Raw genomic sequence first — 26,996 nt, forward strand, 5'->3', positions numbered from 1 at the left:
CGGCGTAAGGGTGCCACCGCCTAACAGCTAGAAATCTATCGCGATTCCCTTTTTCTCCCAATCACCGTAACGCACAGGCTCTGGTCCCTCGCGCCCACCCAGTTCTGGTGGCAGGTCCAGCTTTTTCGCGGCTTCCCGGCGCTCTGCCGCTTCGGCTAACGCGCGCTGGGCGGCTGGGGGCAGATCGGCTTGCGCGGTGTCTGGAACGGGTTGATCGGGGGTGTTTGCATCATCTGTCATCGGGCGTTCCTTTCTCATTCCCCCCTTGATATACATCGCGCCTTGCCCCAGACAACCGCGATACACCCAGCCGACCGCCAAGAGAAAGCCCGCATCATGTCAGACACCGGCGTATCCGCCCGTAAATCCGCTGTTTTCCTGCTCGACCAGATATTGGGCGAGGGCAAGCTGATGTCAGAGCTTTTGGGCGCAGGTGTGCTTGATCGTTTGCCACCCGATGATCGTGCAAGGGCACAGCGACTGGCGCAGGATACTTTGCGCGGGATGGAGCGGGCAGACCGCATCTTGCAAAAGCACCTGAATAAGTACCCGCCCCTGACTGTGCGCAATGCCCTACGCATCGGCACGGTAGAGCTTTGCACAGGCGGCGCGGCGCATGGCGTGGTAAACGCCATGGTTTCCGTTGTTGCAGGGGACCGTCACCTGAGCCACCTCAAAGGCCTGACCAACGCTGTGTTGCGCAAGGTCGCAGCAGAAGGGCCAGAGGCATGGACAGCGCGCCGCGCGCCGCGCCTGCCGAAATGGCTGCGTGGCCCTTTGGTTGAAGCATGGGGATCGGATGCGATTGCCGCAATCGAGACTGCCCATTTCGCAGGAGCGCCTCTTGATCTGACAGCCAAAGGCGATCCGGCTGAACTGGCCGAACAGCTGGAAGCGACCCTGTTACTGACCGGATCTGTGCGCCACTACGGTGGCGGTCAGGTCTCCGCAATGGAGGGATTTGCCGAGGGGGACTGGTGGGTGCAAGATGCCGCCGCCGCATTGCCTGCGATGATCCTCAATGCGCAGGCAGGCGAAGTGGTGCTTGATCTTTGCGCTGCACCGGGCGGCAAAACGATGCAGTTGGCGACTACGGGCGCAGAAGTGCGCGCAGTGGATGACAACCATTCGCGCATGCAGCGCGTAAAAGAAAACCTTGCGCGTACTGGCCTGACGGCGCGCACTTTTATCAAGGATGCGCGCCAGTTTCAGGGGCAGTTCGATGCCATCCTGCTGGATGCTCCGTGTTCTGCCACAGGCACAATCCGACGCCACCCCGATTTGCCCCATGCCAAGGACGGCTCGGACTTTGGCGCGCTGATCCAGCTCCAAGAAGAATTGTTGGACCATGCTTGGTCCCTGCTCAAACCGGGTGGGCGGATGGTGTTTTGTACCTGTAGTCTGCTGCCCGACGAGGGCGAAGTGCAGATTGACGAAGCGCTGGAGCGTCACGGCGACATGACCGTAGACCGCAGCGCATTGGACATCGCGGGTATTGATCCTGAATGGATCTCCTCCGAAGGCGGTCTACGCCTGCGGCCTGATTTCTGGGCCGATCAAGGCGGCATGGACGGCTTTTACATCGCTTGCTTGCGCAAGGCATCCTAACCCGATGCTGATCGAGGCGGGTTAGACACCGCCATGTATTGCGCCTTTGGTATCCGTATTAATCCGTGCAGGTCGAGAATACGGGCATCTTCGCCAGATAAGGCGTTCATGGCTTCCAGAACCGCCTCAAATATCGTGTCGGCGTTTTGATGCGCCCCCGTGATATAGGGTAACGCGGGGCTTGGTGCTGTGTATTCTAGCACCCGCAGGTCCTTCGCGAAATCCTCATACCGCTGGATCAAGCGCCACGTCTGGGCGTCAATCGCTGCAACGTCGGCATGGCCCGTTGCGACCATCCGCGCGGACGACAGATGCCCGCCACTGGCGATGCGCTGCGCAAACCAAAAGTTCAAGGGCCGCGTATGGGTATAGATCGCGGCAAAACCAGACTGGGAATGCGCCATGTTATAGGCCAATTTTGCCTGCGCAAACTCGGACAGGCTGCTGCGGGGATCAACCTCACGCACGACAATGGCGCTGCGGTAGTGGCCTGCGGGACAATCCTCGAGCTTATAGTCAGGGGTCCCGGCCAGTTGCACAGATGTGTGCAGACGCGTGCGATAAGGCATCCCGCAAGTCTGGCTGAAAACCAGCGCCGGGCTCTCCCAAACCTCCCATTCGCCAGCATTTTGTGACAGGTGCAGCGGCGCGGCGACTCCGTGATCTGCAAGACTAGCGTGGATGTTGGCCCAGAAGCGATTGTGGGCAGGGGCAAGTTCGGGGCGGGCGTACATCATAAGAGAAGCGATCATGCGCCTAGACTTCGCCGTGTTGGGCACCCCGCGCAAGCCCGATTTTCGCGCGCGAATAATCGCCAGTGCAGCGGATTGCGCGGGTTTGTGGCTGAAAGGCGGTGACTCCCCCGTCATTGCGCGTTAACCTGCCGCAAACGCCTTCAGAGCGTATAAGGCAGAGCACATGATTCAATTATCCCAGCTGAGCGTGTATCACACGCGCTTGTTAAACCAGTTACATGCGCGTGCGGCAGCGCGAGTGCGCGGGCAGGTGCGCGGGTTTGTCTCTTCTCCCGAACCGAGGACGATCGGTTCTTTTGCGCGGGGCCGACAGCTGGCAGCGGGCAATTTCCTCTTCGCGGGCAGTCTGATTACAGCGCCTGACCAGACCCCTTGGGAGGTAGACGCGCCTGACACAGCCTTTGCGCAGGCGCTGCACGGATTTGCCTGGATGGATGATCTGGCCGCCGTGGGCGACAGTACATCGCGTGCGGCCGCACAGCGTTGGTTATGGCAGTGGATCGAGCTTTACGGCGGCGGGGGCGGCATAGGCTGGACTCCCGACCTGACAGGACGCCGCTTGATCCGCTGGATCAACCACGCCTTGTTTGTGTTGCACGGCAGTGGCGATACTGCGCCCGACAGCGAGGCATTCTATCTGTCGCTGACCCAGCAGACGCGGTTTTTGTCAAAACGCTGGCACGCCGCAGCCCCCGGTCTTGCGCGGTTCGAGGCGCTTACAGGTCTGATCTATGCCGGCCTGTCGCTCGAGGGGCTGGAGAACCTCGCCGATCCCGCGATCAAGGCTCTGGCACGTGAATGCGAAGTACAAATCGACGCGCAAGGCGGCTTGCCCACGCGCAACCCGGAAGAGCTGTTGGACGTGTTTACGCTGCTTACCTGGGCTGCGGCGGCCTTGTCAGACGCAGGGCGTGGCACGCCGCAGCCCCATCTGGCAGCAATCGAACGCATCGCGCCCACCTTGCGCACCCTGCGCCACTCGGACGGCAGCCTTGCGCGGTTCCATGGGGGCGGGCGCGGGGCCGAAGGCTGGCTGGATCATGCGCTGGCCTCGTCAGGTGTACGCGGTACCCAGCCCGAGGGTTTGTCGATGGGCTATGCCCGACTGTCGGCGGGCCGGACATCGGTGATTATTGACGCAAGCCCGCCACCCGGTGGGGCGGCATCCGCCAATGCGCATGCCAGTACGCTAGCGTTCGAGCTTACATCGGGGCGGCGGCCCTTGATCGTGAACTGCGGATCGGGCGCTTCTTTCGGAATAGAATGGCGCCGCGCGGGGCGGGCGACGCCGTCCCATTCCGCCCTCAGCCTCGGTGGGTACTCCAGTGCGCGTCTGGATAACGAAGACCGCCGTACAGGCGTTGAATCCCTCATTGACGGGCCCACACATGTGCCAGTTGAAATCACACCTGTTAGTGACGGAATGAAGTTTCAGGGCGGCCATGACGGATATGTCCTGACCCACGGTTTAACCCACGCCCGCACACTGGAGTTGACCCACGATGGCCGCGCCGTAGCGGGTGAGGACATGCTGCTGGCCATGGACGAGGTGCAAAAACGCCGCTTTGACCGCGCATTGGACCGCACCAAGCTGAAAGGCATCGGGTTCGAGATACGGTTTCATTTACACCCCGAGGTCGATGCGACCCTTGATCTGGGTGGGGCGGCAGTGTCGATGGCGCTAAAGTCAGGTGAAATATGGGTTTTCCGCCATGATGGCACGACTGAATTGGCGCTGGAGGCAGGGGCCTATCTGGAAACCACGCGTCTCAAACCACGTGCAGCGAGCCAGATTGTTTTGACGGGACGTGCGATAAATCCCGCCACTCGGGTGCGCTGGTCCTTGTCCAAAGCGCAGGAAACTGCGATTGGCGTGCGTGATTTGGAACGGGATGACCCGTACCTTGAGGATGACTAACCCATAGGAGCCCTGCCATGGCTGATCTGCACCCCGTAAAACGCGCCCTTCTTTCTGTATCCGACAAAACCGGACTGGTTTCGTTCGGGCAGGCATTGGCGGCAGCCGGTGTTGAGCTGTTGTCCACCGGTGGCACGGCAAAGGCACTGCGCGAGGCGGGGTTGGATGTAAAAGACGTGGCCGAAGCCACAGGCTTTCCCGAAATGATGGATGGGCGCGTCAAGACGCTGCACCCTGTGGTGCATGGCGGTTTGCTCGCGCTGCGCGATGACGCAGGCCACGTTGCCTCGATGGAGGAACACGGCATCGGAGAGATCGATTTGGTGGTGGTAAACCTCTATCCGTTCGAGGAAACTGTGGCCAAAGGTGCGCAATACGCAGAGGTGATCGAGAATATCGACATCGGCGGACCTGCGATGATCCGTTCTGCCGCCAAGAACCACGGCTTTGTCAGTGTGATCGTCGATGTTGAGGATTACGCGCCATATATTGCCGAGCTGGAGGCGAACAATGGCCAGACCACCTATGCAATGCGCCAGCGTTTGGCGCAGACAGCCTATGCGCGCACGGCGGCCTATGACACGGCCGTCAGCACATGGATGGCTGATGCTGTGGGCGGCACGCCGCGCCGCCGCACCTTTGGCGGGACACTGACCCAGACTTTGCGGTATGGCGAAAACCCGCACCAGTCGGCGGCATTCTACACTGACGGGTCCAGCCGCGCAGGCGTTGCTACAGCCAGGCAGCATCAAGGCAAGGAATTGTCGTACAACAACATTAACGATACCGATGCCGCATTTGAGCTGGTGTCGGAGTTTGATCCTGCAAACGGCCCCGCTGTGGCGATTATCAAACACGCAAATCCCTGTGGTGTGGCCACGGGCGAGACTATGGCCGAGGCCTATGCCCGCGCCTTCGATTGTGATCGCACCAGCGCATTTGGCGGGATCATCGCGCTGAACCAGACACTGGACGCACTAACAGCCGAGGCGATCACTGGCATTTTCACCGAAGTCGTGATTGCGCCCGATGCGGACGCCGAGGCGATCAAAATTTTTGCTGCCAAGAAGAATTTGCGCCTGCTGACAACGGGTGGCTTGGCCGATCCGACCGCTGCGCGCCTTGCGCCGCGTCAGGTGTCGGGTGGCTGGCTGGTGCAGGACCGCGATGTGGGCCGCATCAGCATGGATGACCTTAAGGTCGTGACAAAGCGTCAGCCCTCCGAGCAGGAGATGAAAGACATGCTGTTTGCCTGGACTGTCGCCAAGCACGTTAAGTCCAACGCAATCATTTACGTGAAAGATGGCGCAACCGTGGGCGTGGGTGCCGGCCAGATGAGCCGTGTTGACAGCACGCGCATCGCTGCACGAAAAGCCGTAGATATGGCAGAGGCGATGGGCCTGCCTGCGCCGCTTACCCAAGGCTCGGTTGTGGCGTCTGATGCGTTCTTTCCCTTTGCTGACGGTCTGGTGACCGCCGCTGAGGCAGGGGCCACCGCGCTGATCCAGCCGGGCGGTTCCATGCGCGACGACGAGGTTATCGCAGCGGCGGATGAGGCTGGCCTTGCGATGGTGTTCACCGGAATGCGCCACTTCCGGCATTAATGAGGAAATCGGGTTTATGCGGATGATCTTTTGGGCGGGCTTTGCAGCCTTTGCTATCGACCAGATCAGCAAATATGTGGTGATCCACATGATGGAGCTTGCCCGCATCCGCAGCATTGACGTGCTGCCGCCGCTTATTAATTTCCGATATGGTGAAAATCGCGGTATCAATTTTGGCCTGTTCGGGGACGGATCTGACACAAGCCGCTGGGTTTTGATCGCGCTGGCCGTGGTGATTTGTGTGGCTGTGGTGCTTTGGGCGCGCAAAAACGCGCTGACCCGCATTGCGCAGATCAGCGCGGGCCTGCTGATCGGGGGGGCGCTGGCAAATGTGCTGGACCGTCTGATTTATGGCTATGTTCTTGATTTTCTGAACATGTCCTGTTGCGGTATCAACAACCCGTTTGTGTTCAACATTGCGGATATATTCATTTTTGCAGGCGCGCTGGGCCTGATCTTTTTCACCGATGATAGTGACAGCGGCAGCGCGAAAAAGCCACGCAAGCCGCGTACGAAAAAAGTCGGGTGACAATGCCGCCCCGCCTGCGATATTGAGGGGCGAGCGGTCTGGAGGCCATGATGCGTAAACTTGCTATCTTGTTTGTACTGCCCGTGCTGGTCGCGGGATGTGCCAATGTGGGCCTGCGCGATTTGCAGAGCACCTCCAAGGGTCCTGATGAGTTCGGGATCAAACCCGTGGGCGCATTGCAAGAGCCTGCCAACTACCGCGAATTGCCAACCCCGACACCGGGTGGTGCGAACCGTGCGGACCGCTCGGCGCTGGCTGAAGGCACCGCTGCCTTTGGTGGACAGGCGGGTGATCCCAACGGGCCCGTCCCTGCGCGCGACGGTGCCTTGGTTCAACACGCCAGCCGTTTGGGCGTAGTGCCTAATATCCGCGCTGATCTGGCAGAGCGTGACGCGGCTTTCCGCAAGCGTAAGGCGCGCTTTACCCAATACCGTATCGTGCCGGTGGATCGCTATAATCAGGCGTACAAGCGTGAGGCGCTGGACGCCCGGGCCGAACAGAACCGCTGGCGCAATGCTGGGGCGCGGACACCCTCTGCTCCGCCTGCAAACTGATCCAATATTACATCTGTGTGATAATGCCGCGCGCTGCTTGAACCGCTGCACTGCGGGCGTATCTATATTGCGTGCGCCCGATTTGATTTACCGAAAAGGACCCGAGTGATGCTTCGATACGCCCGATCCGCAGTGCTGTCTGCGATGCTGCTTCCTGCCGCCGCGATGGCTGAAACCAGTGGCAAGGTCACTGACTTCATGCTGGATAACGGGATGCAGGTGGTTGTCGTCGAGGATCACCGTGCGCCTGTGGTGCAACACATGCTTTGGTATCGCGCCGGATCGGCGGACGAGCCCAAGGGCTCGTCAGGTGTGGCGCATTTCCTTGAACATCTGCTGTTCAAGGCGACAGATAAACTCGAAGCGGGAGAACTGTCCAAGACCGTGGCGGCAAATGGCGGGCGCGACAATGCCTTTACCAGTTATGATTACACGGCCTATTTCCAGCGTATCGCGGCAGACCGTCTGGAACTGATGATGACGATGGAGGCGGACAGGATGAAGAACATTCGCCTGACCCCCGAGAACATCGAGACCGAACGCGACGTGATTATCGAGGAGCGCAACCAGCGCACCGAGAACAACCCCCAAGCCCTGTTCGGCGAGCAAATCAACGCGGCACAATACCTCAACCACCGCTACGGCACCCCGATCATCGGCTGGATGCACGAGATGGAGGAACTCGACCTTGAGGATGCGCTCAGTTTTTATGAGCTGTATTACTCACCGAACAATACCGTGCTGGTTGTGTCAGGCGATGTAACCCCCGAGGAGGTCCGCGCACTGGCGGAGCGGCACTATGGCCCGATCCCGCGTAACCCTGATCTGCCCGAACGCCTCCGCACAGAAGAGCCGCGCCAGAATGCCGAGCGGCGGGTGATCTTTCGCGATGCGCGTGTGGCGCAGCCCTATATTTCGCGCAGCTATCTCGTGCCCGAGCGGGACAGTGGCGCGCAGGAAACTGCGGCAGCACTTACGTTTCTCGCCGAAATTCTGGGCGGCGGGGCTACATCGTTTTTGGCCGAAAAGCTGCAGTTTGACACTCAGGTAACCAGCTACACCACCGCGTGGTACTCTGGTGTTTCGCTGGATGACACGACGTTCCGCATGATCATTGTGCCGTCTGAAGGTGTAAGCCTTGAGGAAGGCGAAGCGGCGCTGGACAAAGCCTTGGCCGATTTTCTGGAAGAAGGGGTCGACCCTGAACAGCTCGAGCGTATCAAGCTGCAAATCCGCGCCTCGGAGATTTATGCGCAAGACAATGTAGACAGCATCGCCAACCGGTATGGCCGCGCGTTGACCTCTGGTCTGACAGTGGACGATGTAGAGGCATGGCCTGCCATTTTGGACGCTGTTACCGCCGAAGACATCATGCAGGCGGCAACCCTGCTACGCCGCGAAGCGTCCGTGACAGGCTGGTTGATGCGCCCGCAAGGAGAGACACAATGATCCGTTTTGCAACTGCCCTGTTCGTAGGCACCTTTCTGGCCCTGCCTGCGCAGGCCGAAGTCGACATCCAGTCCGTTACATCGCCCGGTGGGACCAGCGCGTGGCTGGTTGAGGAACACTCGCTGCCGTTTGTAGCCCTTGAATTGGCCTTTATTGGCGGCACATCGCTGGATGTGGAGGGTAAGCGCGGTGCGGTTAATCTGATGACTGGCTTGCTGGAAGAGGGTTCAGGGAATTTGGATGCCCGTGGTTTTGCCCGCGCAACCGAGGCGCTTGCGACCAGCTTCGGTTTCAGCTCCAACTCCGAGAGTGTCACCATTTCAGCGCGCTTTCTGACCGAGAATTTTGATGCTTCTGTGGCCTTGCTGCGCGATGCAATCCAGAACCCGCGTTTTGACGATGCCGATATCGAACGGGTGCGCGCGCAGGTGATTTCGGGTTTGTCGTTTGCGGCCAAAGACCCGAACGATATTGCAGGTAAAACATTTGCCGAAATGGCGTATGGCGCACATCCCTACGGCACCGCCGAGGAAGGCACTGTCGAAAGCGTTACGGCCCTGACACGGGACGACCTGCTGGAAGCGCACCGCAATGTGCTGGCCCGTGACAATGTGCTGGTTGGTGCGGTGGGTGACATAACGCCTGAACAGTTGGGCGCATTGGTGGACGCACTGCTGGGTGAGTTGCCGCCGTCAGGTCCGACCCTGCCGCCGCAGGTCGAACCGCAGATTGATGGTGGGATTACGGTTGTCGAATTCGACACGCCACAATCGGTGGCGCTGTTCGGGCACAGAGGTATCGCGATTAGTGATGATGACTACTTTGCTGCTGTTCTGCTCAATCAGATTCTTGGTGGTGGCTCGTTCGAAAGCCGCCTTATGCAGGAAGTCCGTGAAAAGCGCGGCCTGACGTATGGTGTCTATTCCTACCTTTATTCCCGCGATCTGGCGAATGCTTATATGGGGCAGGTCAGCTCGTCCAACGACCGTATTGCAGAGGCGATCGCGGTTATCCGCGAGCAGTGGGACCGCGCGGCCACTCAAGGCGTCAGTGCAGAAGAATTGCAGAACGCGAAGACCTATCTTACAGGTGCCTACCCGTTGCGGTTTGACGGCAATAGCACGATTGCCGGCATTCTGGTGGGGATGCAGATGATCGGGCTGACGCCTGACTACGTCAACACCCGCAACGCGCGGGTAGAGCAGGTCACGTTGGAAGACGTGCAGCGCGTCGCCGCTGAACTTTTGGACCCCGAGGGGCTGCATTTTGTAGTGGTGGGCAAGCCTGAGGGGCTTGTGACCGAATGATCTGTTGCTGATCTGAACCCCTCAAGAGGGGTTCAGATGATGAGTTTATTGGAAAAATGAAGCAGGGGTCACTCCCCGTAGGGGACCCAGACGTTTTTGATCTGGGTGGCGTGCATCAGGAACGCCTTAGTGTCTGGCTTGTGCCAATCGCGGGCCTGCCCGTTTTGCACCCATGTGCGTTTGAGATTGCTCGCCGATGCGCCTTCGATGATGGCATCGTGGGCCGGATCGCCAAAGCTCCACACAGCGTTGATATCCATATGGCGCGCCATCGGTTCGGCCATGTCATTGTGGGGGCCGGTCAGGATGTTCACCACACCCGCCGGGACATCGGACGTTTCCAGAACCTGGACAAAGTCCGTCGCCGCAAGCGGGTAGGCGTCTGATGCAGACAGGATCACGCGGTTGCCCATGGCGATTGCAGGAGCCATGACGCTGACCAGTCCGGCCAGTGGAGCATCCGCGGCACAGAGTGCGCCGATCACGCCGACAGGCTCTTTCATCGCGAGGGCCACGCCACGGATTGGAATACCGTGGATTTGGCCATCGTATTTGTCGGCCCAAGCCGCACAGGTGAATAGGGTCTGGACTGCTGCCTCGACTTCCTTTGTACCCGATTTGCCGCCTTTCATAGCATCAATACGGGTGGCGAACTCATCCGCGCGCGCTGATAGGTTTTCACCAATATAATAGAGGATTTGCGCGCGCAGATGGCCTGTCGTGTTGCTCCATGCCTTTGCGGCATGGGCGGCTTCGACCGCATTGCGCAGGTCCTTGCGGGCAGCATTTGGCACATGCCCTAACAAATCGCCGTTCTTGCCCCAAACGGCTGTGGAGTAACCGCTGTCGGGCCGCGCTTGCTTGCCTCCGATGTAGAGTTTGGCCGTCCGGTCAATCCCGTCGGACGGAGCGCCGCTGCCTTGAAGGGCTTTAACAGATTTCACGGATTTTGATTTGGTCTTTGGTTTGGTGTAGGCGCTCAGCCCCTCCCACCCGCCTTCGCGTCCGAAACCGCTTTCGCGGACTCCGCCGAACCCTGCAGCTGCATCCATCATGTTGGTTCCATTGATCCAGACAATGCCTGTTGCCAGCTTGGGCGCGATATCCAATGCGAGGTTTACGTTCTCGCTCCAGATCGTCGCAGCAAGACCGTAGCGGGTGTTGTTGGCGATGCTCACCGCCTCTGCGGGGGTGCGGAAGGTGGTCGAGACGAGAACGGGACCAAAGATTTCCTCCTGCATCAGTGTATCGGCAGGGTGCAGGTCGGTGATGAGGGTAGGGGGATAAAAACTCCCCTCTGTGGGGATTTCACATGCGGCGACATGGGTCGTGCCAGCGTTGTTCGCCGCAACCATTGCGGTGATCGCCGCCAGTTGTTTGGAATCTACGATAGCGCCCACGTCGATGCTCTTGTCCAAGGGGGACCCGATGCGCAGCTTGTCCATCCGCGCGCGCAGTTTTGCATGAAACAGATCTGCCACCGGCTCATGGACCAGCAGGCGCGAGCCCGCGCAGCAGACCTGCCCCTGATTGAACCAGATCGCGTCAACCAACCCTTCGACAGCGGAGTCGAGATCGGCATCGTCGAACACGATGTAGGGGGATTTACCGCCCAGCTCCAGCGTAAGCGCGCGGCCACTGCCTGCAGTTGCTTCGCGGATGCGGCGGCCCACGGCGGTGGAGCCTGTGAAGGCAATTTTGTCGACATCTGCGTTCACGATCATTTCGCCAACTGCACCGTCACCTGTGACGATGTTGACCACGCCCTTTGGCACGCCTGCCTGTGTGCAGATATCGGCAAAGAGCAGTGCGGTGAGAGAGGTATATTCGGCGGGTTTCAGAACAACTGCATTGCCCATGGCCAAGGCAGGGGCAACTTTCCACGCGAGCATCAGCAGGGGGAAGTTCCACGGAATGATCTGGCCGCAAACGCCAAGGGCTGCGGCATCTGGCAGTTCGGCCTCCATGAGCTGTGCCATGCCTGCGTGGTAATAAAAATGCCGCTGGGCCAGCGGGATATCAATGTCGCGCGCTTCACGGATCGGTTTGCCGTTATCGAGGGATTCCAGAACTGCGAACAGACGGCTGTGTTTTTGCAAAAGACGCGCAAGCGCATAGAGAACACGGGCACGTGCGGCGCCGCCTGCGGAGTCCCATTTGGGCTGTGCGGCGCGGGCGGCCTTTACGGCGGCATCTACGTCTGACTGTGTGCCTTGGCTGATATGGGCCAGCACCTCGCCCGTTGCGGGGTTGCGGCTCTCGAATACATCGGCGGGATCGGTCATGCGACCGTTGATGAAGTGGCCAAAGCGCCCGCCTTGATCAACGATCCACGCCAAGGCTTCGGCGGCGGATTCAGGGGCGGTGCCATAGTCCATGGTTTCAAATATTTCGGATACGGTCATGTGCTGCGCCTCTGGGTTCAAGATGTCGGGTGGCGGTAAGCAGCAGAGTAGCTGCCTGTCACGTAATGCTCTAGCTGCCGCTCAATATCGTTCAGCAGGGATGACGCGCCAAAACGGAAGAGGTCGGGCTGCAACCAACGATCGCCCAGCTCTTCCTTTATCAGCGCGAGATAGGTGATCGCGTCTTTCGCCTTGGATATGCCGCCAGCGGGTTTATAGCCCACGCGGTATCCTGTACGGTCATAATAGTCGCGGATTGCGCGCACCATCACGAGGGTGACAGGCAGGGTCGCATTTACGCTTTCCTTGCCTGTCGACGTTTTAATGAAGTCGGCACCCGCCATCATGCACACAAGGCTGGCACGTGCCACATTGCGCAGGCTGCCCAATTCGCCTGTGGCAAGGATCGCTTTGACATGAGCTTCGCCGCATGCTGCACGAAACGCCCGCATCTCGTCATAGAGGGCTTGCCAGTTCCCCTCCAGCACATGACGGCGCGAGATGACAATGTCGATCTCGGCTGCGCCTGCGGCCACGCTCTGTTCAATCTCGGCGATGCGCAGCGGCAGAGGAGACAGGCCAGCGGGAAAACCGGTGGAGACAGCCGCAACCGGAATACCGCTGCCGTGCAACGCGGTAACGGCAGGGGTAATCATCTCGTGGTAGACACAAACTGCGCCCACGGTGATCGGCCTCATTCCCAAAACGTCCAGTGTTGCAGCAGCGATCGGTTGGCGCGCCTTGGCGCACAGACGCCCGACACGGCGTGCAGTGTCGTCGCCCGACAGGGTCGTCAGATCTATGCAGGTGACAGCACGCAGCAGCCATGCGGCCTGATGTGCCTTTTTTACCGACCGTCGCGCAGGCAGCGAAGTAGCCCGCCGCTCTATCGCGGAGGTGTTTGCCTGCGCACCCAGAACCCAGTTCAAATCAAGTGGCATACCCGCATTCCGCGGCTCGGTGATTTGGGGCAAATGATTGGTGGCAGGCGCGGTAGCAGACAGGGTGGAGGCGGACATAAAAGCACCTTTTGATAAACGCCCTCACAGGGTCGCATGGGGGTGGGCCGATTGGCAAGATAAGGGTGTAGGTGCCGCAGGGGCAATTTGGCGCGTGAATTTGCGCGAAAAAGTGCAGAGACGGGTGCCAAACCAAACCGATTCGCAACATTCGCGTCTGATTCGCCGCATTTATGGTTAATGATTCGTTTTTACTTTGACGAGGGATTCGCCTTCGGCCTATATCTGGTGAATAATCTTTGAAGCGCCATTTTTGTAGCATCTGCTGCTATATCTGGTGGTTTTGGCCTGGGGGGCGAGATGATTGGACGAACGGCGCTCTTTGTGGCGGCCATTGCTGCGCATACAACTGTTTTGAACGCTCAGGATCAGACGGCCAAGGGACAAGCCTCGTTCATTTTCAATGGTTCGCAAATTTCTATCAGTCAAAATTCTGCTCAGGCCGCAGACTATGCCGCGCGCTTCTCGGCGGTTCCGCCCTCTTGTGACCCGCACTGCATCGCACCATTTCAGGCGGCCGTCGGTATCGAGACGGTAATTGAGCCGCAGGTATTGAACTTCTTGGTCAACGCTGTGGGCAAAAACGAAGGTCTGCTGCTGGACGCGCGGATGCCAGAAGACCGCGCGTTGGGCTATATCCCCGGATCTGTCAGCTTGCCCTTTGCGACGCTGGCGCAAGACAACAAATTTCGAGACCAGATTTTGATGGCGCTGGGCGTGCGCGTGTTTGAAGACGTTTACAATTTTTCTGACGCCCAAAGACTGATGATTTATGACAATGGCCCCTCGCAGAATGATGCGGGTGTGCTGATCTCCTATTTGTTGGAGGCCGGCTATCCCCCCGAACTGATGAGCTACTATCGTGGTGGCATGCAGGTTTGGTCTGTTTTGGCGCTCACGATTGAGGAGTAGTGAAATGAGTAATGGTTCCCCCAAGATTTCTTTTTCACCCACCCCTGTCGTGGCAGAGGTGTCTAATGATGCGTATGAACCCGCAGAGCCACAGGTGGCTCAGCCGACCCAGCAACCCGAGATAGAGCCCGCCGAGGCGGCAGTCGCACCACGCAAGCGGGTAGAAATAAAGCCCGCACCCCAGCCGCCCGAGGCCAGTGTAAAAGAGGCCAGTGTTAAAGCTGATCCCGTTGCCACTCCGTTTGCGCCCAAAGGTCTGATGGCAGCACCGCCGCCCGAGCCAGGGTTTTTCCAGCGTAACGCGATGGCGATCGCTGTAAGCCTGATCGTGGTTTTGACATTTATGCTGGGTGTGACAACCGCACTGTTGTGGAGTGGTAATATTCAACAGGCAAACGCGCCTGACGATGTAACACCCACATTCTCTATGGCATCGCAGGACAGCCAGCCGATGGCGGTCCTTGCACAAGATCCGATTATCGCGGCCACCGAGAGCGAAGTCGTGACGCGGACAGCTGTAGCTGATTTTACAGACATTGCACCGGTGGAGACTGCCCCCGAGAACATTACAGAAGTCGTTGCCCCGATGGAGCAACCCGAACCAGCCCCCGTGGAGGAGGCACCTGCGCCTTTGACGCTCGCGCAGAAAATTGCCAACGCTCAGTCGATATTGAACGCGAACAAACTGCGGATGTTGCAAGAGGGAGTGCTGGCAGGTCTCTACACCATCGAGACCAAGGAGATTGATGGCGTCAAGCGCGTCAGGCTGGATACAATCAACACCGATTTGTCTGATGACGGTGTGGGCAGGCTGTTGCTGCAAGCCGCCTCTGAGGGTCAGATTGAATTGCCACGCTCGTTCCGCAATTCCGAAGGCGGGGTAGATCTTGATACAATGATGTTCAGCCTCGTGCAAAATTCACTGGCCCGAAACGGCACAGAGGATGGCGTGAAAGCGGCGCGGGACATGTCGCGCAAGATTTTTGCCGCCTCCACCGTGCGAACAGAAGATGTTGGCGGCAAGCGCATCTACACCGTGCAGCGCGGCGACAGCCTCGCGTTTATTGCGCTACAATTTTATGGCAAACCCGGTGCGTTCAAACGCATTCTGGATGCCAACCGAGACACGTTACAATCGCCCGACAAGATCCAGGTAGGCCAGCGGTTAATAATACCCAGCTGACATAAAAATAAGAAAAGACGTCTCAATGGCGTCGGGCGAGCGGCGGGCTGGACAGAAATGTCCGGCCCGACTGTGTTTTGGGGTGCCGGACTGCCTGTTTGCATACGTCCAATCTAGTGGAAATAAGCAAGGGTAGCACCAGCACTGCGGGTTTCAGAATCGCGTGATCCTATGCTAGGTGTTGCGGCATGGCGCAGATTGACCCCAACATAAGCACTTCACAGCCCGTCATCCGCCAGTTGGATGAAACGGCGATCAACCGCATTGCCGCTGGCGAAGTGGTCGAGCGGCCTGCATCTGCGGTTAAGGAGCTGGTCGAGAACGCGATTGATGCGGGGGCGCAGCGCATCACTGTTGAATATGCTGATGGCGGCAAGACAATGATCCGTGTCACTGATGATGGCTGCGGTATTGCCGGCGCTGATTTGCCACTGGCGCTCTCGCGTCACGCGACCTCCAAAATTGATGGCACCGATCTGCTCAACATCCACTCCTTCGGGTTTCGTGGTGAAGCCTTGCCGTCGCTGGGGGCGGTGGGGCGATTGACGATCACGAGCCGTGCGCAGGGCCATGACGGTGCCGAGATCAGCGTGACAGGCGGTAAACATGCGCCCGTCAAACCCGCAGGGCTGAGCGCTGGGACAGTCGTGACTTTGCGCGATCTTTTTTATGCTACGCCCGCGCGGTTGAAATTTCTGCGCACTGACCGCGCCGAGGCGCAGGCGATTGGTGATGTGATCAAACGTCTCGCCATGGCCGAGCCTTTCGTCCGTTTTGTGCTGCGCGATGTCTCTGGCGACGGGCCGGGGCGGGATGTCTTTCGCGCCGAAGCCGAGCAGGGCGATCTCTTTGAGGCGCTGCACGGGCGCTTGCGGCAGGTCTTGGGGCGCGAGTTTGCCGAAAACGCATTGGCGATAGATGCGCAGCGCGAAGGGTTTCATCTGACGGGGTTTGCCGCCCTGCCGACCTATTCGCGCGGCAGTTCGGTGGCACAGTACCTTTTCGTTAATGGCCGTCCGGTGAAAGACAAGATGCTCATTGGCGCGTTGCGCGGCGCGTACTCCGATTTCCTGAGCCGTGACAGGCATCCGGCCGCTGCGCTCTTTGTGGATTGTGATCCCAATCTTGTGGACGTGAATGTGCATCCCGCCAAATCCGAGGTCCGCTTTCGCGAGCCGGGTGTGGTGCGCGGGCTGATTGTATCGGCGCTGCGGCATGCGCTGGCCGACGCCGGCCACCGTGCCTCAACTACGGTGGCCGATGCCACACTGGGTGCGATGCGCCCAGAGCCTACAGGCGATTCTCCGCGCGTCTACCAGATGGACCGTCCGACACATGGCGCACGTCACGCGGCCTATCAGGCCCAAGCGCCCGAAGGCTTCGCCGAAATGCGCGGCCCGTGGGGCAGGGTGGAGCGTTCGGACGAGGAGCGCCCGCAGGGCAGCGAGGAGCCTGTCGAGTACCCCCTTGGCACCGCACGGGGTCAGGTGCACGAGAATTACATAATCGCCCAAACAGCCACAGGCATGGTGATCGTGGATCAACACGCCGCTCATGAGCGGTTGGTCTATGAAAAGCTCAAGCGCCAGATGGCCGAGAACGGCGTTCCTGCGCAGGCGCTGCTGATCCCCGAGATTATCGCACTTTCGCCGTCGGATCGCGCACGGATCCTCTCCGTAGCCGAGCCGTTGGCCCGATTTGGATTGGGGATCGAGCCGTTCGGCGGCGATGCCATCGCCGTGCGCGAAACCCCCGCAATTCTGGGCGAAGTCAACGCCGAGGCAATGATCCGCGATATTCTGGACGAGCTGGAGGGCGAGGGAGAGAGCCTGCTGGTCCAAGCCCGCATAGAGGCGATCCTGAGCCGCGTTGCCTGTCACGGCTCTATCCGCTCGGGCCGCTGGATGCGCGCCGAGGAAATGAACGCCCTGCTGCGCGAGATGGAGGCCACACCCCACTCAGGCCAGTGCAACCATGGCCGTCCCACGTATGTCGAGCTGAAACTCACCGATATCGAACGGCTGTTCGGCCGCACATGATCCAGCTGGCGGGGGTTGAGTTTGATCTGAACGATCCTGTGGTTCTCGTGGCTGGTGCTGCCTTGATTGCCTTGATGCTGATTGTCGTGCTGCTGGTAGTGATGCTGTTGCGGCCCACGCGGGTGCCGGCACCTTTGGTGCAGCAGCTGCACCATCTGGGGCGCGGTCAGGACCAGTTGCGGGGTAATCTGCAAACCGTCTCCGATACCCAAGCGCATGCACAAACCCAACTGATCCAGAGCCTTGAGGCGCGGTTGGGAACAGTGCAACTGCAGATGCAGCAGCAATTGGCCCAGATGCAGGAGCGCACGAACGCAAGCCTGCATGGCTCGGCCCAGCGGACAACCACCAGCCTGACGCAGCTGCAAGAGCGCCTGCGTGCGATTGACCGCGCCCAAGACAACATCACCAAACTGTCAGGCGACGTTCTGTCGCTTCAGGATATACTGAGCAACAAGCAGACGCGCGGGGCCTTCGGTGAAATCCAGCTGAACGATATTGTGTCAAAAGCCCTCCCAAAAGACAGCTATTCGATGCAAAAAACGCTGAGTAACGGACGCCGCGCCGATTGTCTGATCCACTTGCCCAATCCCCCTGGCCCGATCGTGATCGATGCCAAATTCCCGCTGGAAGCCTATGAGGCGCTTCACCGTGCGGGCACTGATTGGGAGCTCAAATCAGCCGTGGCGAACATGCGGACATCCGTGCGCAAACACATCCGCGATATCTCGGAAAAGTACATTCTGGATGGCGAGACTGCTGATGGCGCGCTGATGTTCCTGCCCTCCGAGGCTGTCTATGCCGAACTGCACGCAAATTTTCCCGAACTGGTGCGCGAAGGGTTTGATGCGCGTGTCTGGATCGTATCGCCCACCACCTGCATGGCCACGCTGCACACCATGCGCGCAATCCTCAAAGATGCACGGATGCGCGAACAAGCGGGCGAAATCCGCAAAACCCTGCGCCTGCTTCACCGCGATGTGGAACTGGTGGTGCAGCGGGTAGGGAAACTCGATACCCATTTCCGCCAAGCGCGCGAAGATCTGGACGGGATCGGCACAGCGGCCGAGCGTGCGGGCAAACGGGCGGCGAAGCTGGATAATTTTGACTTCGAAGAACTGGACGCAGAGGATGAACCCACCCCTCTTGCCGCTGTCAAAGGACCAGCTAACTCATGACCCACGCCGCACCTGACACTTCCGACATTTCGCTGGAAGCCATTCACGCCAACACCGACACGCTGGCGCGGGATGTCCGGCGCACGCCTTGCCTCACGCTGGACAGCGGTGTTGTCTCCGACATGCTGGGCGGTGGCCAAGCGGTGCTCAAGCTGGAGTGCTTTCAGCACACAGGCACGTTCAAGGCACGCGGCGCGCTGTCCGTGGCGCGAGGGCTGGACCAAGCACAACTGACGCGGGGTATTACGGCGGCAAGTGCTGGCAACCACGCCATTGCCGCTGCTTGGGCCGCGCGCAAAGTCGGTGCCTCGGCCAAAGTGGTGATTCAGTCAAATGCCAACCCCTTCCGCATCGCCCTTGCTAAGGCGCAGGGTGCCGAGGTGGTTATCAAAGCACCGGGTCCGGACACATTCGCCGAGGCCGAGCGTCTGATGGCCGAAGAGGGCCGCCATTTCATTCACCCTTTCGAAGGGCCGCTTACATCGCTGGGCACGGCCGGTGTCGGGCTTGAATTGATGCAGGATGCTGATGATCTGGACGCGGTCATCGTCTCCATCGGCGGGGGTGGCTTGATCAGCGGTGTCGCTGCTGCGGTCAAACAGATCAACCCTGCGTGCAAAGTATACGGGGTTGAACCGATGGGCGCTGCGGGGATGCAGAAATCGCTGGCGGGTGGTGGTCCTGTCACGCTGGACGGGGTCAACACAGTGGCCGATAGCCTCGGCGCGCCAATGACACTGCCTCTGGGTCACGCGCTTTGTGCGGCCTATGTCGACGAGGTCGTGTTGCTGGATGACGATATGATCTGTGCGGGCATGGTTGCCTTTCAGCAAGAGGCGAAACTGGCCGTTGAGCCTGCGGCGGGGGCGGCGCTGGCTGCTGCACTGGGGCCGCTGCGTGCGCGGTTATCGGGGCTGAAAACCGGCATCATTGTTTGTGGTGCGAATATTGATGTCGCAACATACCAAATGCTGATCACACGCGGGCTGCCCGTCTATGATGCGCTGCTGGCAACCCACGGCTAGAATTCCGACAGCTGCCGGACAAGGTGCGTCAGATGCGGGCAAATTTCTGCCATATGCGCGGCAGTAGACCAGAGAAGCGCAAAGGTGCATCCGTCACGGCAAGACATATGCAGTCTTCGTGGATGTCCGCGACGGGGATATGCTGCACGTCGCTGTCTGCAATTTCAATATCACCGCGCGCAAAATAGCCATCGTCATCTTGAAACGCGCCTTTGAGAACCAGCGTCATCTCGGTGCCATTGTGGCTATGATCGGGCATTGCTGCACCTGCAGGGATATGCAGCAATCGTGCTGACGCACCCTTCGAAGTGGGCAGAATGGCCTGCTTGACCCCCATCCCCAGCCCGCGCCAGCGTACGCCTTCAAGACTGTCCCCAATGTAATCGCGCAGGGGCGCAGGCACATCGCTGGCAATGCGTTTGCTGGGTGCAGGTGATGCTGGTGCGTCCAGCCGCGCCATGACCTGTGCAAGGCTTTGTTCCGACAGGGCCGATGTTTCATCCGTATCCAGCAGTGCGCCACCAACTGCATCATAGGCTTGCGCCGCGGCGCGGCATGTATCGCAAAGCGACACGTGGGTGGCGACGATCAGGTTGAACGCTTCGGGCAATGTACCGGCCGAGTAGGCAATCAGAGTGACCTCATCCAGGTGATGTTTGATAGCAGACTGCTGCGTGTGGGTTTTCTGTGTCATGGGTTCTATTTCATTGCGTGGCGCAGGCGGTCCAGCGCGAGGCGAATACGGGATTTGATCGTGCCAAGGGGCAGACCGGTGAGTTTCGAAATTTCGGCTTGGGTCAGATCGCCAAAATAGGCTTGTTCGATCAGACTTCGTTGGTTTTTGGGCAGCTGTGCGATGGCCTCGACAAGACGCGCGCTTTCTTGCTGCATCTCGATTACTTGCGATTGTTCGGGTTCAGGCTCGGGGCCCCATGGCAGTTCTTCTGGTTCGGGCCGGCGATCACGGCGCAGCATGTCGATGCGGCGATTACGCGCTATGGTGAATATCCACGTCGCGACAGAGGCGCGCGTAGGGTCAAACTGTGCAGACTTGCGCCAAAGCGTGGTCATAACGTCCTGTGCGCATTCTTCAGCGAGTGCTGCGTCCGCGCCTGACTTAATGAGGTAGCCTTTGATGCGCGGTGCGAAATGCGCGAATAGCGCGGCAAAGGCGTCGCGGTCGCTGTGATCGCGAACACGGATCATTTCGTCGACCCAGATCTTTGATTTTTCGGCGTTTTCGTCCACGTGCGGGTGCCTTGAAACATATGATGGCCCCGCCAAAGCTGTGGGCGCCGAAAGGTCAAAGCCTTGAGACGTTCTGCGCGATAGGGTCTGGACAGAGTTTATCATGCATCAGATACGGCGCAATGTGCTTCTTGGATCAATAAACATACTAAAAATTCATTTACATCCAATCCATGCTCTGGCCCGTATACCCCAAGATTGCACTTAAGACAGGAAACAGCTTCCCCATGACTTTCGAAGCGCCCGTATCTTCCCCATCCACAAACCAAACTGGCCGTCGCCGCATCGCGGTGATCGGCGCGGGTATATCGGGCATGGGCGCTGCGCACATGCTGGCCCCTGACAACCATGTGACGCTTTTCGAGGCCGGGCACCGGTTGGGCGGGCATGCCCGTACGGTAATGGCGGGCAAAAATGGCGATCAGCCTGTGGATACGGGCTTTATTGTTTTTAACTATGCCAACTACCCGCATCTGGCGGCGCTGTTTGCCGCACTCGATGTGCCTGTCGTTGCCTCTAACATGAGCTTTGGTGCCTCGATTGACGGCGGGCGGCTGGAATATGCGCTGACCAGCCTCAACGCGATGTTCGCGCAACGCCGCAATCTGGTGAACCCCCGTTTCATCGGAATGCTGCGCGATGTGGTAAAGTTCAACAAACACGCGCTGACCTTGGCGCAAGACAAAAGCCTCAGCCTCGGTGCGTTTCTGGCCAAGCTGGGGACGGGTGATTATTTTCGCGACTATTACCTGCTGCCGCTCTCTGGTGCGATCTGGTCTACACCCACCGAAAAGATCATGGATTTTCCTGCCCATGCGCTCATCCAGTTTTTCGAGAATCACGCGCTGCTGGGCTATTCGGGTCAACATCAGTGGTACACCGTGCAGGGCGGCTCGATCTCGTACGTTGAGCGGATCGAGGCTGCGATGCGCAAAGGGGGTGTCGATATCCGCCTCAATGCAGCGATTCAAGGGGTGCGCCGCGATGCCGTGGGGGTCGAGATCAAGACGGTTGGTGGCGAATGGGAGCGGTTTGACGAGGTGGTTATGGCCACACATTCGGACGACAGTCTTGCCATGCTGACCGACGCCAATGAGGGCGAGCGTGACGCACTGGGCGCAATCGCCTATCAGCCCAACGATATTGTGCTGCATGCCGATACAGCGATCATGCCAAAGCGGCGCGCGACATGGGCGTCATGGGTCTACACCGAGGATGCAAAAGCCAAATCAGACCGTATTGATCTGACCTACTGGATGAATTCCCTGCAGCCCATCCCCGAAAATGACCCGCATTTTGTGACCCTCAACACCAAACGAACAATCCGCGAAGAGTTGATCTATGATCAGGTCACGCTGCGCCATCCTGTGTACGACCTGCCTGCATTGGCCGCACAGGACCGCGTGCGCGAAATGAACGGCCAAAACCACACATGGTTCTGCGGCGCGTGGATGCGGCATGGTTTCCATGAGGATGGACTGGCAAGCGCGGTCGACGTGGCCAAAGCGCTGAAAGACCGCCATACTGCTGCACTGGCTGCTGAATGAACGCCACCGTCGATCATATCGTCGGGCAGACCTATCATGGCCGCAAGGGCAAGGTAGAGAATGCGTTTCGCTATTCGGTGGATTATGTGATCTGCGATGCCGAAGCAGTTGAGCTACAGACGCCCCGTCTGTTTGCGCGCAACGGTCGCGGCCTGACCTCGCTACATGACAGCGATCACGGCGGCGCACCTGGAAAGGGGCGCGGCGCCCTATGGGTGCGTGACGTGCTGGAGCAGTACCAGATCAAAGGGATCACGCGGATAGAGCTGTTGGCCCAACCCCGCGTATTGGGACATGTTTTCAACCCCGTAAGCTTTTGGCTTTGCCGCCGCGACGATGGTGCGTTGACCGCCGTGATCTCCGAAGTGACCAACACCTATGGCGACCGCCACAGCTACTTGTGCCACCATCCCGACCAGCGCGAGATTTTGCGTACGGATCAGTTGCATGCAACCAAGATGATGCATGTCTCGCCCTTCCAGCCGGTCGAGGGGGATTACACCTTTCGTTTTGACATTACCGATGCGCGGATTGGCATCTGGATCGACTATGGGCGTGCCACAGGAGGCTTGATTGCCACGCTGACGGGACGGCGGATGCCGCTGGGCAATGCAGGCATAATGCGCAGTATGCTGCGCCGTCCACTCGGCGCGCGACGGGTGTTGGCGCTGATCCACTGGCAGGCACTCAAACTGTGGATCAAAGGTGCCCTGTTCCGTTCCCAACCCGAGCCGCCGCAAGACGAAGTCTCAAAAGGGTGAGCGCCACTGCCACCAAACGCTTGCCCGCTTATGCATTGTTCGCGGCGCTGTTGGCCTGTGCAGGCCTTCCGATCTATATTCATGCACCCAAGTTTTATGTCGACGAGTATGGTGTTTCGCTGACAGCACTTGGCGCGGTTTTGTTTGGACTGCGGTTGCTGGATGTGGTGCAGGACCCTCTGCTGGGCCGTTTGTCCGAGCGATTGCGCAATCAACGTGGCACGGCAGTGGGCATGGGATGTGCAGTAATCGCGATTGCGATGATCGGGCTGTTCGCTGTTCCGCCGCTGACGCAGCCTGTTGTCTGGTTTGCGATCATGCTGACGCTTGTGTTTTCCGCCTTCAGTTTCTTGACCATCTGTTTTTACGCTCAGGGTGTCGCCAAAGCAGACCGCATGGCGGGGCAGGGCCATCTGCGTCTCGCCCGTTGGCGCGAGACAGGTGCGCTGTTGGGGGTCTGTGTCGCCTCCGTGGCGCCAGTTGCGTTGGGCGCGATGATGGATGCACCGTTCGCAGGATTTGCGGTAGGTTTTGCGGTGCTGGCTGTTGCAGCCGCACTTGCAATGCGGGGCGAGTGGGTGTCGGTGGATGTACCTCCTAGCACGGGCTTTGGCACTGTGCTGGGCGATCCTTTGGCACGGCGTCTGTTGTTGATCGCCCTTCTGAACGCCGCCCCTGTCGCTGTTAGCTCTACCTTGTTCCTGTTTTATGTCGAAAGTGCGCTGGGCGCGCCCGGATTTGAAGGGCCGCTGCTGCTTCTTTTCTTTCTGTCTGCGGCAGGTACAGCGCCTGTCTGGGGTGTGCTGGCCGAACGGTATGGCACCAAACCTGTTTTGCTGGCAGCAATGGTGCTGGCGATCGTTGCATTTGGCGGCGCGCTGTTTTTGGGCACGGGGGATCAGTGGTTGTTTGCGGTTGTCTGCATCGCCTCGGGTGCAGCCATGGGCGCAGATCTGACCCTGCTGCCTGCGCTTTTTGCCACGCGAATGGCAAAAATTGCTCCTTCTGCTGCCGAAGGCTTTGGATTGTGGTCATTTGTATCAAAATTCACCTTGGCATTGGCAGCAGCGATCCTACTTCCTTTACTAGAAAGTGCCGGCTACGTCAGCGGAACGCCCGAACCTGCACCGCAAGAAGCCATTGATTTGTTGCGGCTGCTTTATGCGGGTGTGCCATGTGTCTTGAAACTTGCCGCGATATTATTGTTGTGGCGCACAAAACTGGATAGGGATGCAGGATGAGCGATGCAGTGTTTTTCTTTGGCCTCGGGGCAGTGCTGGTCATTCTGGTTTTGGTGCTGCGGCGGCGATTTGCTGATTTCTCTGGCCAGTCTGCTGATGATTATGTGGAGGAACATCCGCAATTCGACATGCGCGCCCATCTGGATGGCCAGATGTCTTGCGACGGCGTGATCTTTGGCCCGCTGGGCCGCGTGACCAGCACTTTCGAGGCGGATTTCGACATCAGCTGGGAAGGCCACGTCTGTACCATGAAAGAGCAGTTCCGCTATAACGACGGCTCCACGCAGGACCGCGAATGGCGGATCGAGCTGGATGGAAGCGGCGGATTTGATGCGCTGGCAGAGGATGTGCCAGGCAAGGGGCGTGGCGAAGTTGCGGGCAACGCAGTCCTGTTCAATTACCCCATCAAGCTGCCCGAAGACGCAGGCGGCTACACGCTGAATGCGTTTGATTGTATGTATTTGACAAAAAACGGCACCATCGTGAACCGAAGCCAGTTTCGCAAGTTTGGTTTCAGGGTCGCTGAATTGGTGGCGACCATTCGCAAAAAGGACACGGAATGACACAGTGGCAAGGCAAGAAATACTGGTTGGTAGGGGCAAGCGACGGATTGGGGGCTGCGTTGGCTCACAAGCTGAGCAGTGCAGGTGCCGAAGTGATCTTGTCTGCCCGATCCGAAGACAAGCTGCGCGCATTGGCAGAAAGCCTGCCCGGTAAGGCGCGCGTGGTGAGCGTTGACGTCTCGGATGCGCAAAGCGTTTCGGAGGCCGCAAAGGCTGTGGGCGAGATTGACGGTGTCGTGCATTTGGCGGGGGTATATTGGCCTTTTGGTGCCAAAGACTGGAACGCGGAGCAGGCCAATGCCATGGCCGATATCAACTTTACCGGTTTGATGCGCGTCATGGGCGAGGTCGTGCCGGTGATGGTGGCCAAAGACGACGGGCATATCGTGATTACATCCAGCCTGACGGGCTTTCGCGGTCTGCCGCGCTCTATCGGGTATACGGCATCGAAGGCGGCGACCATGTCGCTGGCCGAGTGTATGTATGCCGATCTGCGCAATAGCAGCGTAAAGGTGCAGGTGGTGAACCCCGGCTTTATCAAAACGCAACTGACGGACAAAAATGACTTCAAGATGCCTTTCATCATGGAGCCCGAGGATGCCGCAAGGGAGGTGTTCGAACATATGAACACCGACAAATTCAAAAAGAGTTTCCCCTTTGCCTTTTCGATGCTGTTCCGTGGCAGCCAGTTTCTGCCAGACTGGCTCTATTTCCGCATCTTCGCCTAAGATAAAGCGCCAAAATTGATCCTGACGTGCCGCCCTTGGGGCGGCATTTCAATTTTTAGGCTACGCCACGCTGTGGCCGTTGTCGTCTGCAGTAGGGGGCGTACGCGTTGCCGCGCCGCAGGCGTGAGGCAGGCTTACAACATACCGTCTGCACGGATTTTTTTGACGCTGTCGCGGCTCTCCATGCGGGCAAGATACGCGGTGGTCGCGGGGAAGTCCGACAGGGTGACACCATCATCCGCCAGCCAGTTGCACACGACAAACAGGTAGGGGTCTGCGATTGTAAATTGATCGCCGCAAATATAATCGCCGCGCAAACACTCCGTCTCGACGTAGCTTGCGCAGGCCGTCATGGTTTGGGGTACTTTCGCCGTCATGTCGGCGTGGCTCTCGGCGCTGTCAGCCCAGCGGCTGCCGCGCATTTTATGGGCATGGGCCACATGCATGGTTGAGGCGAGATAGTACATCACACTGCGCATATGGGCTGCATCGTCAGGTGCCGACGGGATCAGGCCTGCGTTGGGTGCAAGGGCCGCGATATAGTCTAGCAGCGCGCCCGTTTCTGTCAGCACGCTTCCATCGTCCAGCACCAGCGCAGGCACGCGCCCTTTTGGGTTGAGGGCGAGGTATTCGGGCTTGGTCTGCTCGGCAGTAGCAAAGTCGATGCGGGCGAGGGAATGGGGCAGGCCTGCTTCTATCAATGCAAGGGCGGGCGCGATGGAGATGGTCCCATTGGCGTAGAATAGCTTCATCGGTGAATCCTCTAGATGTTGGTTTTGGACAGGCTGCGGGCGGGCACGTCCAGATGGGGCGTGGCATTGAACAGGACAGGCGATAAATGCCCGCCAATCGGGTGCAACTGGTGCAGCGAAGTGTGAAAAATCGCGATTGCTGTGCGGGCTGTGGCGGCCACGCTCAGCTCCATCTGCTGACCGAAAATATGGGCGATCAGCCCACCAGAGGTAACAACCAGTGCGGGGCCGGTGCCTTCGGCAATCTCTCTCAGAGCGTCGCTGATGCGGGTTTGAAACTGCGCATAGGTTTCAGGGGCGCCATCCAGCTTGTCGTCCTTCCAGTGTTGGAAAACGGTGGGAAGGTGATCAATGAAATGTGGCTGCTCGGTGGGGAACGGGATGCCATGCTGTTGCTCTAGCAGGTGTGCAAGGGTGAAATACTCAAGCTCGTTCAGACGTGCATCGCGGACAGGTTCCAGATCAGTGGCCATGCCTTCGGCCGTCTCGATGTGGCGCTGCAATGTGCCGGTATAAAGACGCGTGTGGTGCGCCCCTGATGCGCGCAAATGGTCGCCTAGCCAAGCGGCTTGTTGGTGGCCCAAATTGCTGAGCTTGTCATAGCTCACCTCGTCCTTGGCGGTTGAATTGGCTTGGCCGTGGCGGATGAGGGTGATGGTGGACATGAACGC

At 59.0% G+C, this 26,996-nt stretch carries 26 protein-coding genes; 18 read left to right on the forward strand and 8 right to left on the reverse strand.

All coding sequences use genetic code 11. The features are described from left to right. Positions 1-27: 27 nt before the first annotated feature. Entirely contained in the window at positions 28-240 is a 213-nt protein-coding gene (locus Q0903_RS07775) for a DUF1674 domain-containing protein (RefSeq protein WP_299027420.1), read from the reverse strand. 96 nt (positions 241-336) lie between these two features. Between Q0903_RS07775 and Q0903_RS07780 the strand changes: the two genes are divergently transcribed. Next, positions 337-1,608 carry an RsmB/NOP family class I SAM-dependent RNA methyltransferase gene (locus Q0903_RS07780; protein ID WP_299414334.1) on the forward strand — a complete coding sequence of 424 codons (1,272 nt, stop codon included), beginning with the start codon at positions 337-339 and terminating at the stop codon, positions 1,606-1,608. Here the strand turns inward: Q0903_RS07780 and Q0903_RS07785 are convergent. Further along, positions 1,605-2,360, reverse strand: a complete 756-nt coding sequence (locus tag Q0903_RS07785) for a PhnD/SsuA/transferrin family substrate-binding protein (RefSeq protein WP_299414337.1) — start codon at positions 2,358-2,360, stop codon at positions 1,605-1,607. The genes Q0903_RS07780 and Q0903_RS07785 overlap by 4 nt on opposite strands. Here Q0903_RS07785 and Q0903_RS07790 point away from each other — a divergent pair. From Q0903_RS07790 to Q0903_RS07820, 7 genes are all read left to right on the forward strand, one after another. After that, entirely contained in the window at positions 2,359-2,487 is a 129-nt protein-coding gene (locus Q0903_RS07790) for a hypothetical protein (RefSeq protein ID WP_299414338.1), read from the forward strand. The genes Q0903_RS07785 and Q0903_RS07790 overlap by 2 nt on opposite strands. Positions 2,488-2,526: 39 nt before the next feature. Next, positions 2,527-4,281 (forward strand): heparinase II/III family protein, encoded by a 1,755-nt coding sequence (locus Q0903_RS07795; RefSeq protein ID WP_299414341.1) that lies wholly within the window; start codon positions 2,527-2,529, stop codon positions 4,279-4,281. 17 nt (positions 4,282-4,298) lie between these two features. Next, positions 4,299-5,885, forward strand: a complete 1,587-nt coding sequence (gene purH / locus Q0903_RS07800) for a bifunctional phosphoribosylaminoimidazolecarboxamide formyltransferase/IMP cyclohydrolase (protein ID WP_299414344.1) — start codon at positions 4,299-4,301, stop codon at positions 5,883-5,885. 16 nt (positions 5,886-5,901) lie between these two features. Further along, positions 5,902-6,414 carry a signal peptidase II gene (lspA, locus tag Q0903_RS07805; RefSeq protein WP_299027435.1) on the forward strand — a complete coding sequence of 171 codons (513 nt, stop codon included), beginning with the start codon at positions 5,902-5,904 and terminating at the stop codon, positions 6,412-6,414. Between the two features lie 50 nt (positions 6,415-6,464). Next, positions 6,465-6,968 carry a DUF3035 domain-containing protein gene (locus tag Q0903_RS07810; RefSeq protein WP_299027437.1) on the forward strand — a complete coding sequence of 168 codons (504 nt, stop codon included), beginning with the start codon at positions 6,465-6,467 and terminating at the stop codon, positions 6,966-6,968. Between the two features lie 108 nt (positions 6,969-7,076). After that, positions 7,077-8,417, forward strand: coding sequence for a pitrilysin family protein (locus Q0903_RS07815; RefSeq protein ID WP_299027440.1), 1,341 nt, complete (start codon positions 7,077-7,079; stop codon positions 8,415-8,417). Further along, positions 8,414-9,724, forward strand: a complete 1,311-nt coding sequence (locus Q0903_RS07820) for a pitrilysin family protein (protein ID WP_299414348.1) — start codon at positions 8,414-8,416, stop codon at positions 9,722-9,724. The genes Q0903_RS07815 and Q0903_RS07820 overlap by 4 nt, the downstream gene beginning before the upstream one ends. A gap of 68 nt (positions 9,725-9,792) precedes the next feature. On the opposite strand, the gene Q0903_RS07825 is transcribed toward Q0903_RS07820, so the two are convergent. Then, a complete protein-coding gene (locus Q0903_RS07825; RefSeq protein WP_299414351.1) occupies positions 9,793-12,129 on the reverse strand; it encodes an aldehyde dehydrogenase family protein in 2,337 nt (778 codons plus the stop codon). Between the two features lie 17 nt (positions 12,130-12,146). Beyond that, positions 12,147-13,148, reverse strand: a complete 1,002-nt coding sequence (gene deoC / locus Q0903_RS07830; protein WP_299414353.1) for a deoxyribose-phosphate aldolase — start codon at positions 13,146-13,148, stop codon at positions 12,147-12,149. Positions 13,149-13,448: 300 nt separating this feature from the next. Between deoC and Q0903_RS07835 the strand changes: the two genes are divergently transcribed. The 5 genes from Q0903_RS07835 to Q0903_RS07855 all read left to right on the forward strand — a co-directional run bounded on the left by Q0903_RS07835 (position 13,449) and on the right by Q0903_RS07855 (position 19,485). Beyond that, positions 13,449-14,060, forward strand: coding sequence for a rhodanese-like domain-containing protein (locus tag Q0903_RS07835; protein WP_299414356.1), 612 nt, complete (start codon positions 13,449-13,451; stop codon positions 14,058-14,060). A 4-nt stretch (positions 14,061-14,064) separates the two neighbouring features. Beyond that, the gene (locus Q0903_RS07840) at positions 14,065-15,243 is read left to right on the forward strand and encodes a LysM peptidoglycan-binding domain-containing protein (protein WP_299414359.1); all 1,179 of its coding nucleotides are present in this window, start codon (positions 14,065-14,067) and stop codon (positions 15,241-15,243) included. A 188-nt stretch (positions 15,244-15,431) separates the two neighbouring features. Further along, complete coding sequence (gene mutL, locus Q0903_RS07845) at positions 15,432-17,282, forward strand: DNA mismatch repair endonuclease MutL (protein WP_299414361.1); 1,851 nt, start codon at positions 15,432-15,434, stop codon at positions 17,280-17,282. Beyond that, complete coding sequence (gene rmuC / locus Q0903_RS07850; protein WP_299027461.1) at positions 17,279-18,460, forward strand: DNA recombination protein RmuC; 1,182 nt, start codon at positions 17,279-17,281, stop codon at positions 18,458-18,460. Before mutL ends, rmuC begins: the two co-directional genes overlap by 4 nt. Beyond that, positions 18,457-19,485 carry a pyridoxal-phosphate dependent enzyme gene (locus Q0903_RS07855; RefSeq protein WP_299414363.1) on the forward strand — a complete coding sequence of 343 codons (1,029 nt, stop codon included), beginning with the start codon at positions 18,457-18,459 and terminating at the stop codon, positions 19,483-19,485. The genes rmuC and Q0903_RS07855 overlap by 4 nt, the downstream gene beginning before the upstream one ends. A 28-nt stretch (positions 19,486-19,513) precedes the next feature. Here the strand turns inward: Q0903_RS07855 and Q0903_RS07860 are convergent, their stop codons facing one another. After that, positions 19,514-20,179: a ChrR family anti-sigma-E factor gene (locus Q0903_RS07860; RefSeq protein ID WP_299414366.1), complete on the reverse strand. Its 666-nt coding sequence runs from the start codon at positions 20,177-20,179 to the stop codon at positions 19,514-19,516. Between the two features lie 5 nt (positions 20,180-20,184). Beyond that, positions 20,185-20,691, reverse strand: coding sequence for a sigma-70 family RNA polymerase sigma factor (locus Q0903_RS07865; protein WP_299027759.1), 507 nt, complete (start codon positions 20,689-20,691; stop codon positions 20,185-20,187). 269 nt (positions 20,692-20,960) lie between these two features. On the opposite strand from Q0903_RS07865, the gene Q0903_RS07870 reads away from it, so the two are divergent. The 5 genes from Q0903_RS07870 to Q0903_RS07890 are packed head-to-tail and all read left to right on the forward strand — an operon-like array spanning position 20,961 to position 25,573. Next, complete coding sequence (locus tag Q0903_RS07870) at positions 20,961-22,280, forward strand: FAD-dependent oxidoreductase (protein ID WP_299414369.1); 1,320 nt, start codon at positions 20,961-20,963, stop codon at positions 22,278-22,280. Continuing rightward, positions 22,277-23,041, forward strand: a complete 765-nt coding sequence (locus Q0903_RS07875) for a DUF1365 domain-containing protein (protein WP_299027472.1) — start codon at positions 22,277-22,279, stop codon at positions 23,039-23,041. The genes Q0903_RS07870 and Q0903_RS07875 overlap by 4 nt, the downstream gene beginning before the upstream one ends. Then, the gene (locus tag Q0903_RS07880) at positions 23,038-24,282 is read left to right on the forward strand and encodes an MFS transporter (RefSeq protein ID WP_299414372.1); all 1,245 of its coding nucleotides are present in this window, start codon (positions 23,038-23,040) and stop codon (positions 24,280-24,282) included. Before Q0903_RS07875 ends, Q0903_RS07880 begins: the two co-directional genes overlap by 4 nt. Beyond that, positions 24,279-24,845 (forward strand): DUF3833 family protein, encoded by a 567-nt coding sequence (locus Q0903_RS07885; RefSeq protein ID WP_299027478.1) that lies wholly within the window; start codon positions 24,279-24,281, stop codon positions 24,843-24,845. Before Q0903_RS07880 ends, Q0903_RS07885 begins: the two co-directional genes overlap by 4 nt. Then, on the forward strand, positions 24,842-25,573 hold the full coding sequence (locus Q0903_RS07890; protein ID WP_299414374.1) for an SDR family NAD(P)-dependent oxidoreductase: 732 nt from the start codon (positions 24,842-24,844) through the stop codon (positions 25,571-25,573). The genes Q0903_RS07885 and Q0903_RS07890 overlap by 4 nt, the downstream gene beginning before the upstream one ends. A gap of 134 nt (positions 25,574-25,707) precedes the next feature. Here Q0903_RS07890 and Q0903_RS07895 read toward each other — a convergent pair whose 3' ends face one another. Further along, on the reverse strand, positions 25,708-26,325 hold the full coding sequence (locus tag Q0903_RS07895) for a glutathione S-transferase family protein (RefSeq protein ID WP_299414377.1): 618 nt from the start codon (positions 26,323-26,325) through the stop codon (positions 25,708-25,710). 11 nt (positions 26,326-26,336) lie between these two features. Continuing rightward, a complete protein-coding gene (locus Q0903_RS07900) occupies positions 26,337-26,990 on the reverse strand; it encodes a histidine phosphatase family protein (protein WP_299027487.1) in 654 nt (217 codons plus the stop codon). Between the last annotated feature and the right edge of the window lie 6 nt (positions 26,991-26,996).

Origin of the sequence: uncultured Sulfitobacter sp. (assembly GCF_947502895.1) — a bacterium.
Taxonomy (GTDB): Bacteria; Pseudomonadota; Alphaproteobacteria; order Rhodobacterales; family Rhodobacteraceae; genus Sulfitobacter.

Excerpts from the sequence above, each read along its gene's own strand:
- Q0903_RS07885 (WP_299027478.1), top strand. The coding sequence starts at position 24,279 with ATGAGCGATGCAGTGTTTTTCTTTGGCCTCGGGGCAGTGCTGGTCATT.
- Q0903_RS07835 (WP_299414356.1), top strand. The coding sequence starts at position 13,449 with ATGATTGGACGAACGGCGCTCTTTGTGGCGGCCATTGCTGCGCATACA.
- lspA (WP_299027435.1), top strand. The coding sequence starts at position 5,902 with ATGCGGATGATCTTTTGGGCGGGCTTTGCAGCCTTTGCTATCGACCAG.
- Q0903_RS07895 (WP_299414377.1), bottom strand. The coding sequence starts at position 26,325 with ATGAAGCTATTCTACGCCAATGGGACCATCTCCATCGCGCCCGCCCTT.
- Q0903_RS07815 (WP_299027440.1), top strand. The coding sequence starts at position 7,077 with ATGCTTCGATACGCCCGATCCGCAGTGCTGTCTGCGATGCTGCTTCCT.
- Q0903_RS07820 (WP_299414348.1), top strand. The coding sequence starts at position 8,414 with ATGATCCGTTTTGCAACTGCCCTGTTCGTAGGCACCTTTCTGGCCCTG.
- Q0903_RS07780 (WP_299414334.1), top strand. The coding sequence starts at position 337 with ATGTCAGACACCGGCGTATCCGCCCGTAAATCCGCTGTTTTCCTGCTC.
- Q0903_RS07890 (WP_299414374.1), top strand. The coding sequence starts at position 24,842 with ATGACACAGTGGCAAGGCAAGAAATACTGGTTGGTAGGGGCAAGCGAC.
- Q0903_RS07870 (WP_299414369.1), top strand. The coding sequence starts at position 20,961 with ATGACTTTCGAAGCGCCCGTATCTTCCCCATCCACAAACCAAACTGGC.
- Q0903_RS07875 (WP_299027472.1), top strand. The coding sequence starts at position 22,277 with ATGAACGCCACCGTCGATCATATCGTCGGGCAGACCTATCATGGCCGC.
- mutL (WP_299414361.1), top strand. The coding sequence starts at position 15,432 with ATGGCGCAGATTGACCCCAACATAAGCACTTCACAGCCCGTCATCCGC.
- Q0903_RS07785 (WP_299414337.1), bottom strand. The coding sequence starts at position 2,360 with ATGATCGCTTCTCTTATGATGTACGCCCGCCCCGAACTTGCCCCTGCC.
- Q0903_RS07865 (WP_299027759.1), bottom strand. The coding sequence starts at position 20,691 with ATGATCCGTGTTCGCGATCACAGCGACCGCGACGCCTTTGCCGCGCTA.
- Q0903_RS07810 (WP_299027437.1), top strand. The coding sequence starts at position 6,465 with ATGCGTAAACTTGCTATCTTGTTTGTACTGCCCGTGCTGGTCGCGGGA.
- Q0903_RS07790 (WP_299414338.1), top strand. The coding sequence starts at position 2,359 with ATGCGCCTAGACTTCGCCGTGTTGGGCACCCCGCGCAAGCCCGATTTT.
- Q0903_RS07825 (WP_299414351.1), bottom strand. The coding sequence starts at position 12,129 with ATGACCGTATCCGAAATATTTGAAACCATGGACTATGGCACCGCCCCT.
- Q0903_RS07900 (WP_299027487.1), bottom strand. The coding sequence starts at position 26,990 with ATGTCCACCATCACCCTCATCCGCCACGGCCAAGCCAATTCAACCGCC.
- Q0903_RS07795 (WP_299414341.1), top strand. The coding sequence starts at position 2,527 with ATGATTCAATTATCCCAGCTGAGCGTGTATCACACGCGCTTGTTAAAC.
- Q0903_RS07860 (WP_299414366.1), bottom strand. The coding sequence starts at position 20,179 with ATGACACAGAAAACCCACACGCAGCAGTCTGCTATCAAACATCACCTG.
- rmuC (WP_299027461.1), top strand. The coding sequence starts at position 17,279 with ATGATCCAGCTGGCGGGGGTTGAGTTTGATCTGAACGATCCTGTGGTT.
- Q0903_RS07775 (WP_299027420.1), bottom strand. The coding sequence starts at position 240 with ATGACAGATGATGCAAACACCCCCGATCAACCCGTTCCAGACACCGCG.
- purH (WP_299414344.1), top strand. The coding sequence starts at position 4,299 with ATGGCTGATCTGCACCCCGTAAAACGCGCCCTTCTTTCTGTATCCGAC.
- Q0903_RS07855 (WP_299414363.1), top strand. The coding sequence starts at position 18,457 with ATGACCCACGCCGCACCTGACACTTCCGACATTTCGCTGGAAGCCATT.
- Q0903_RS07840 (WP_299414359.1), top strand. The coding sequence starts at position 14,065 with ATGAGTAATGGTTCCCCCAAGATTTCTTTTTCACCCACCCCTGTCGTG.
- deoC (WP_299414353.1), bottom strand. The coding sequence starts at position 13,148 with ATGTCCGCCTCCACCCTGTCTGCTACCGCGCCTGCCACCAATCATTTG.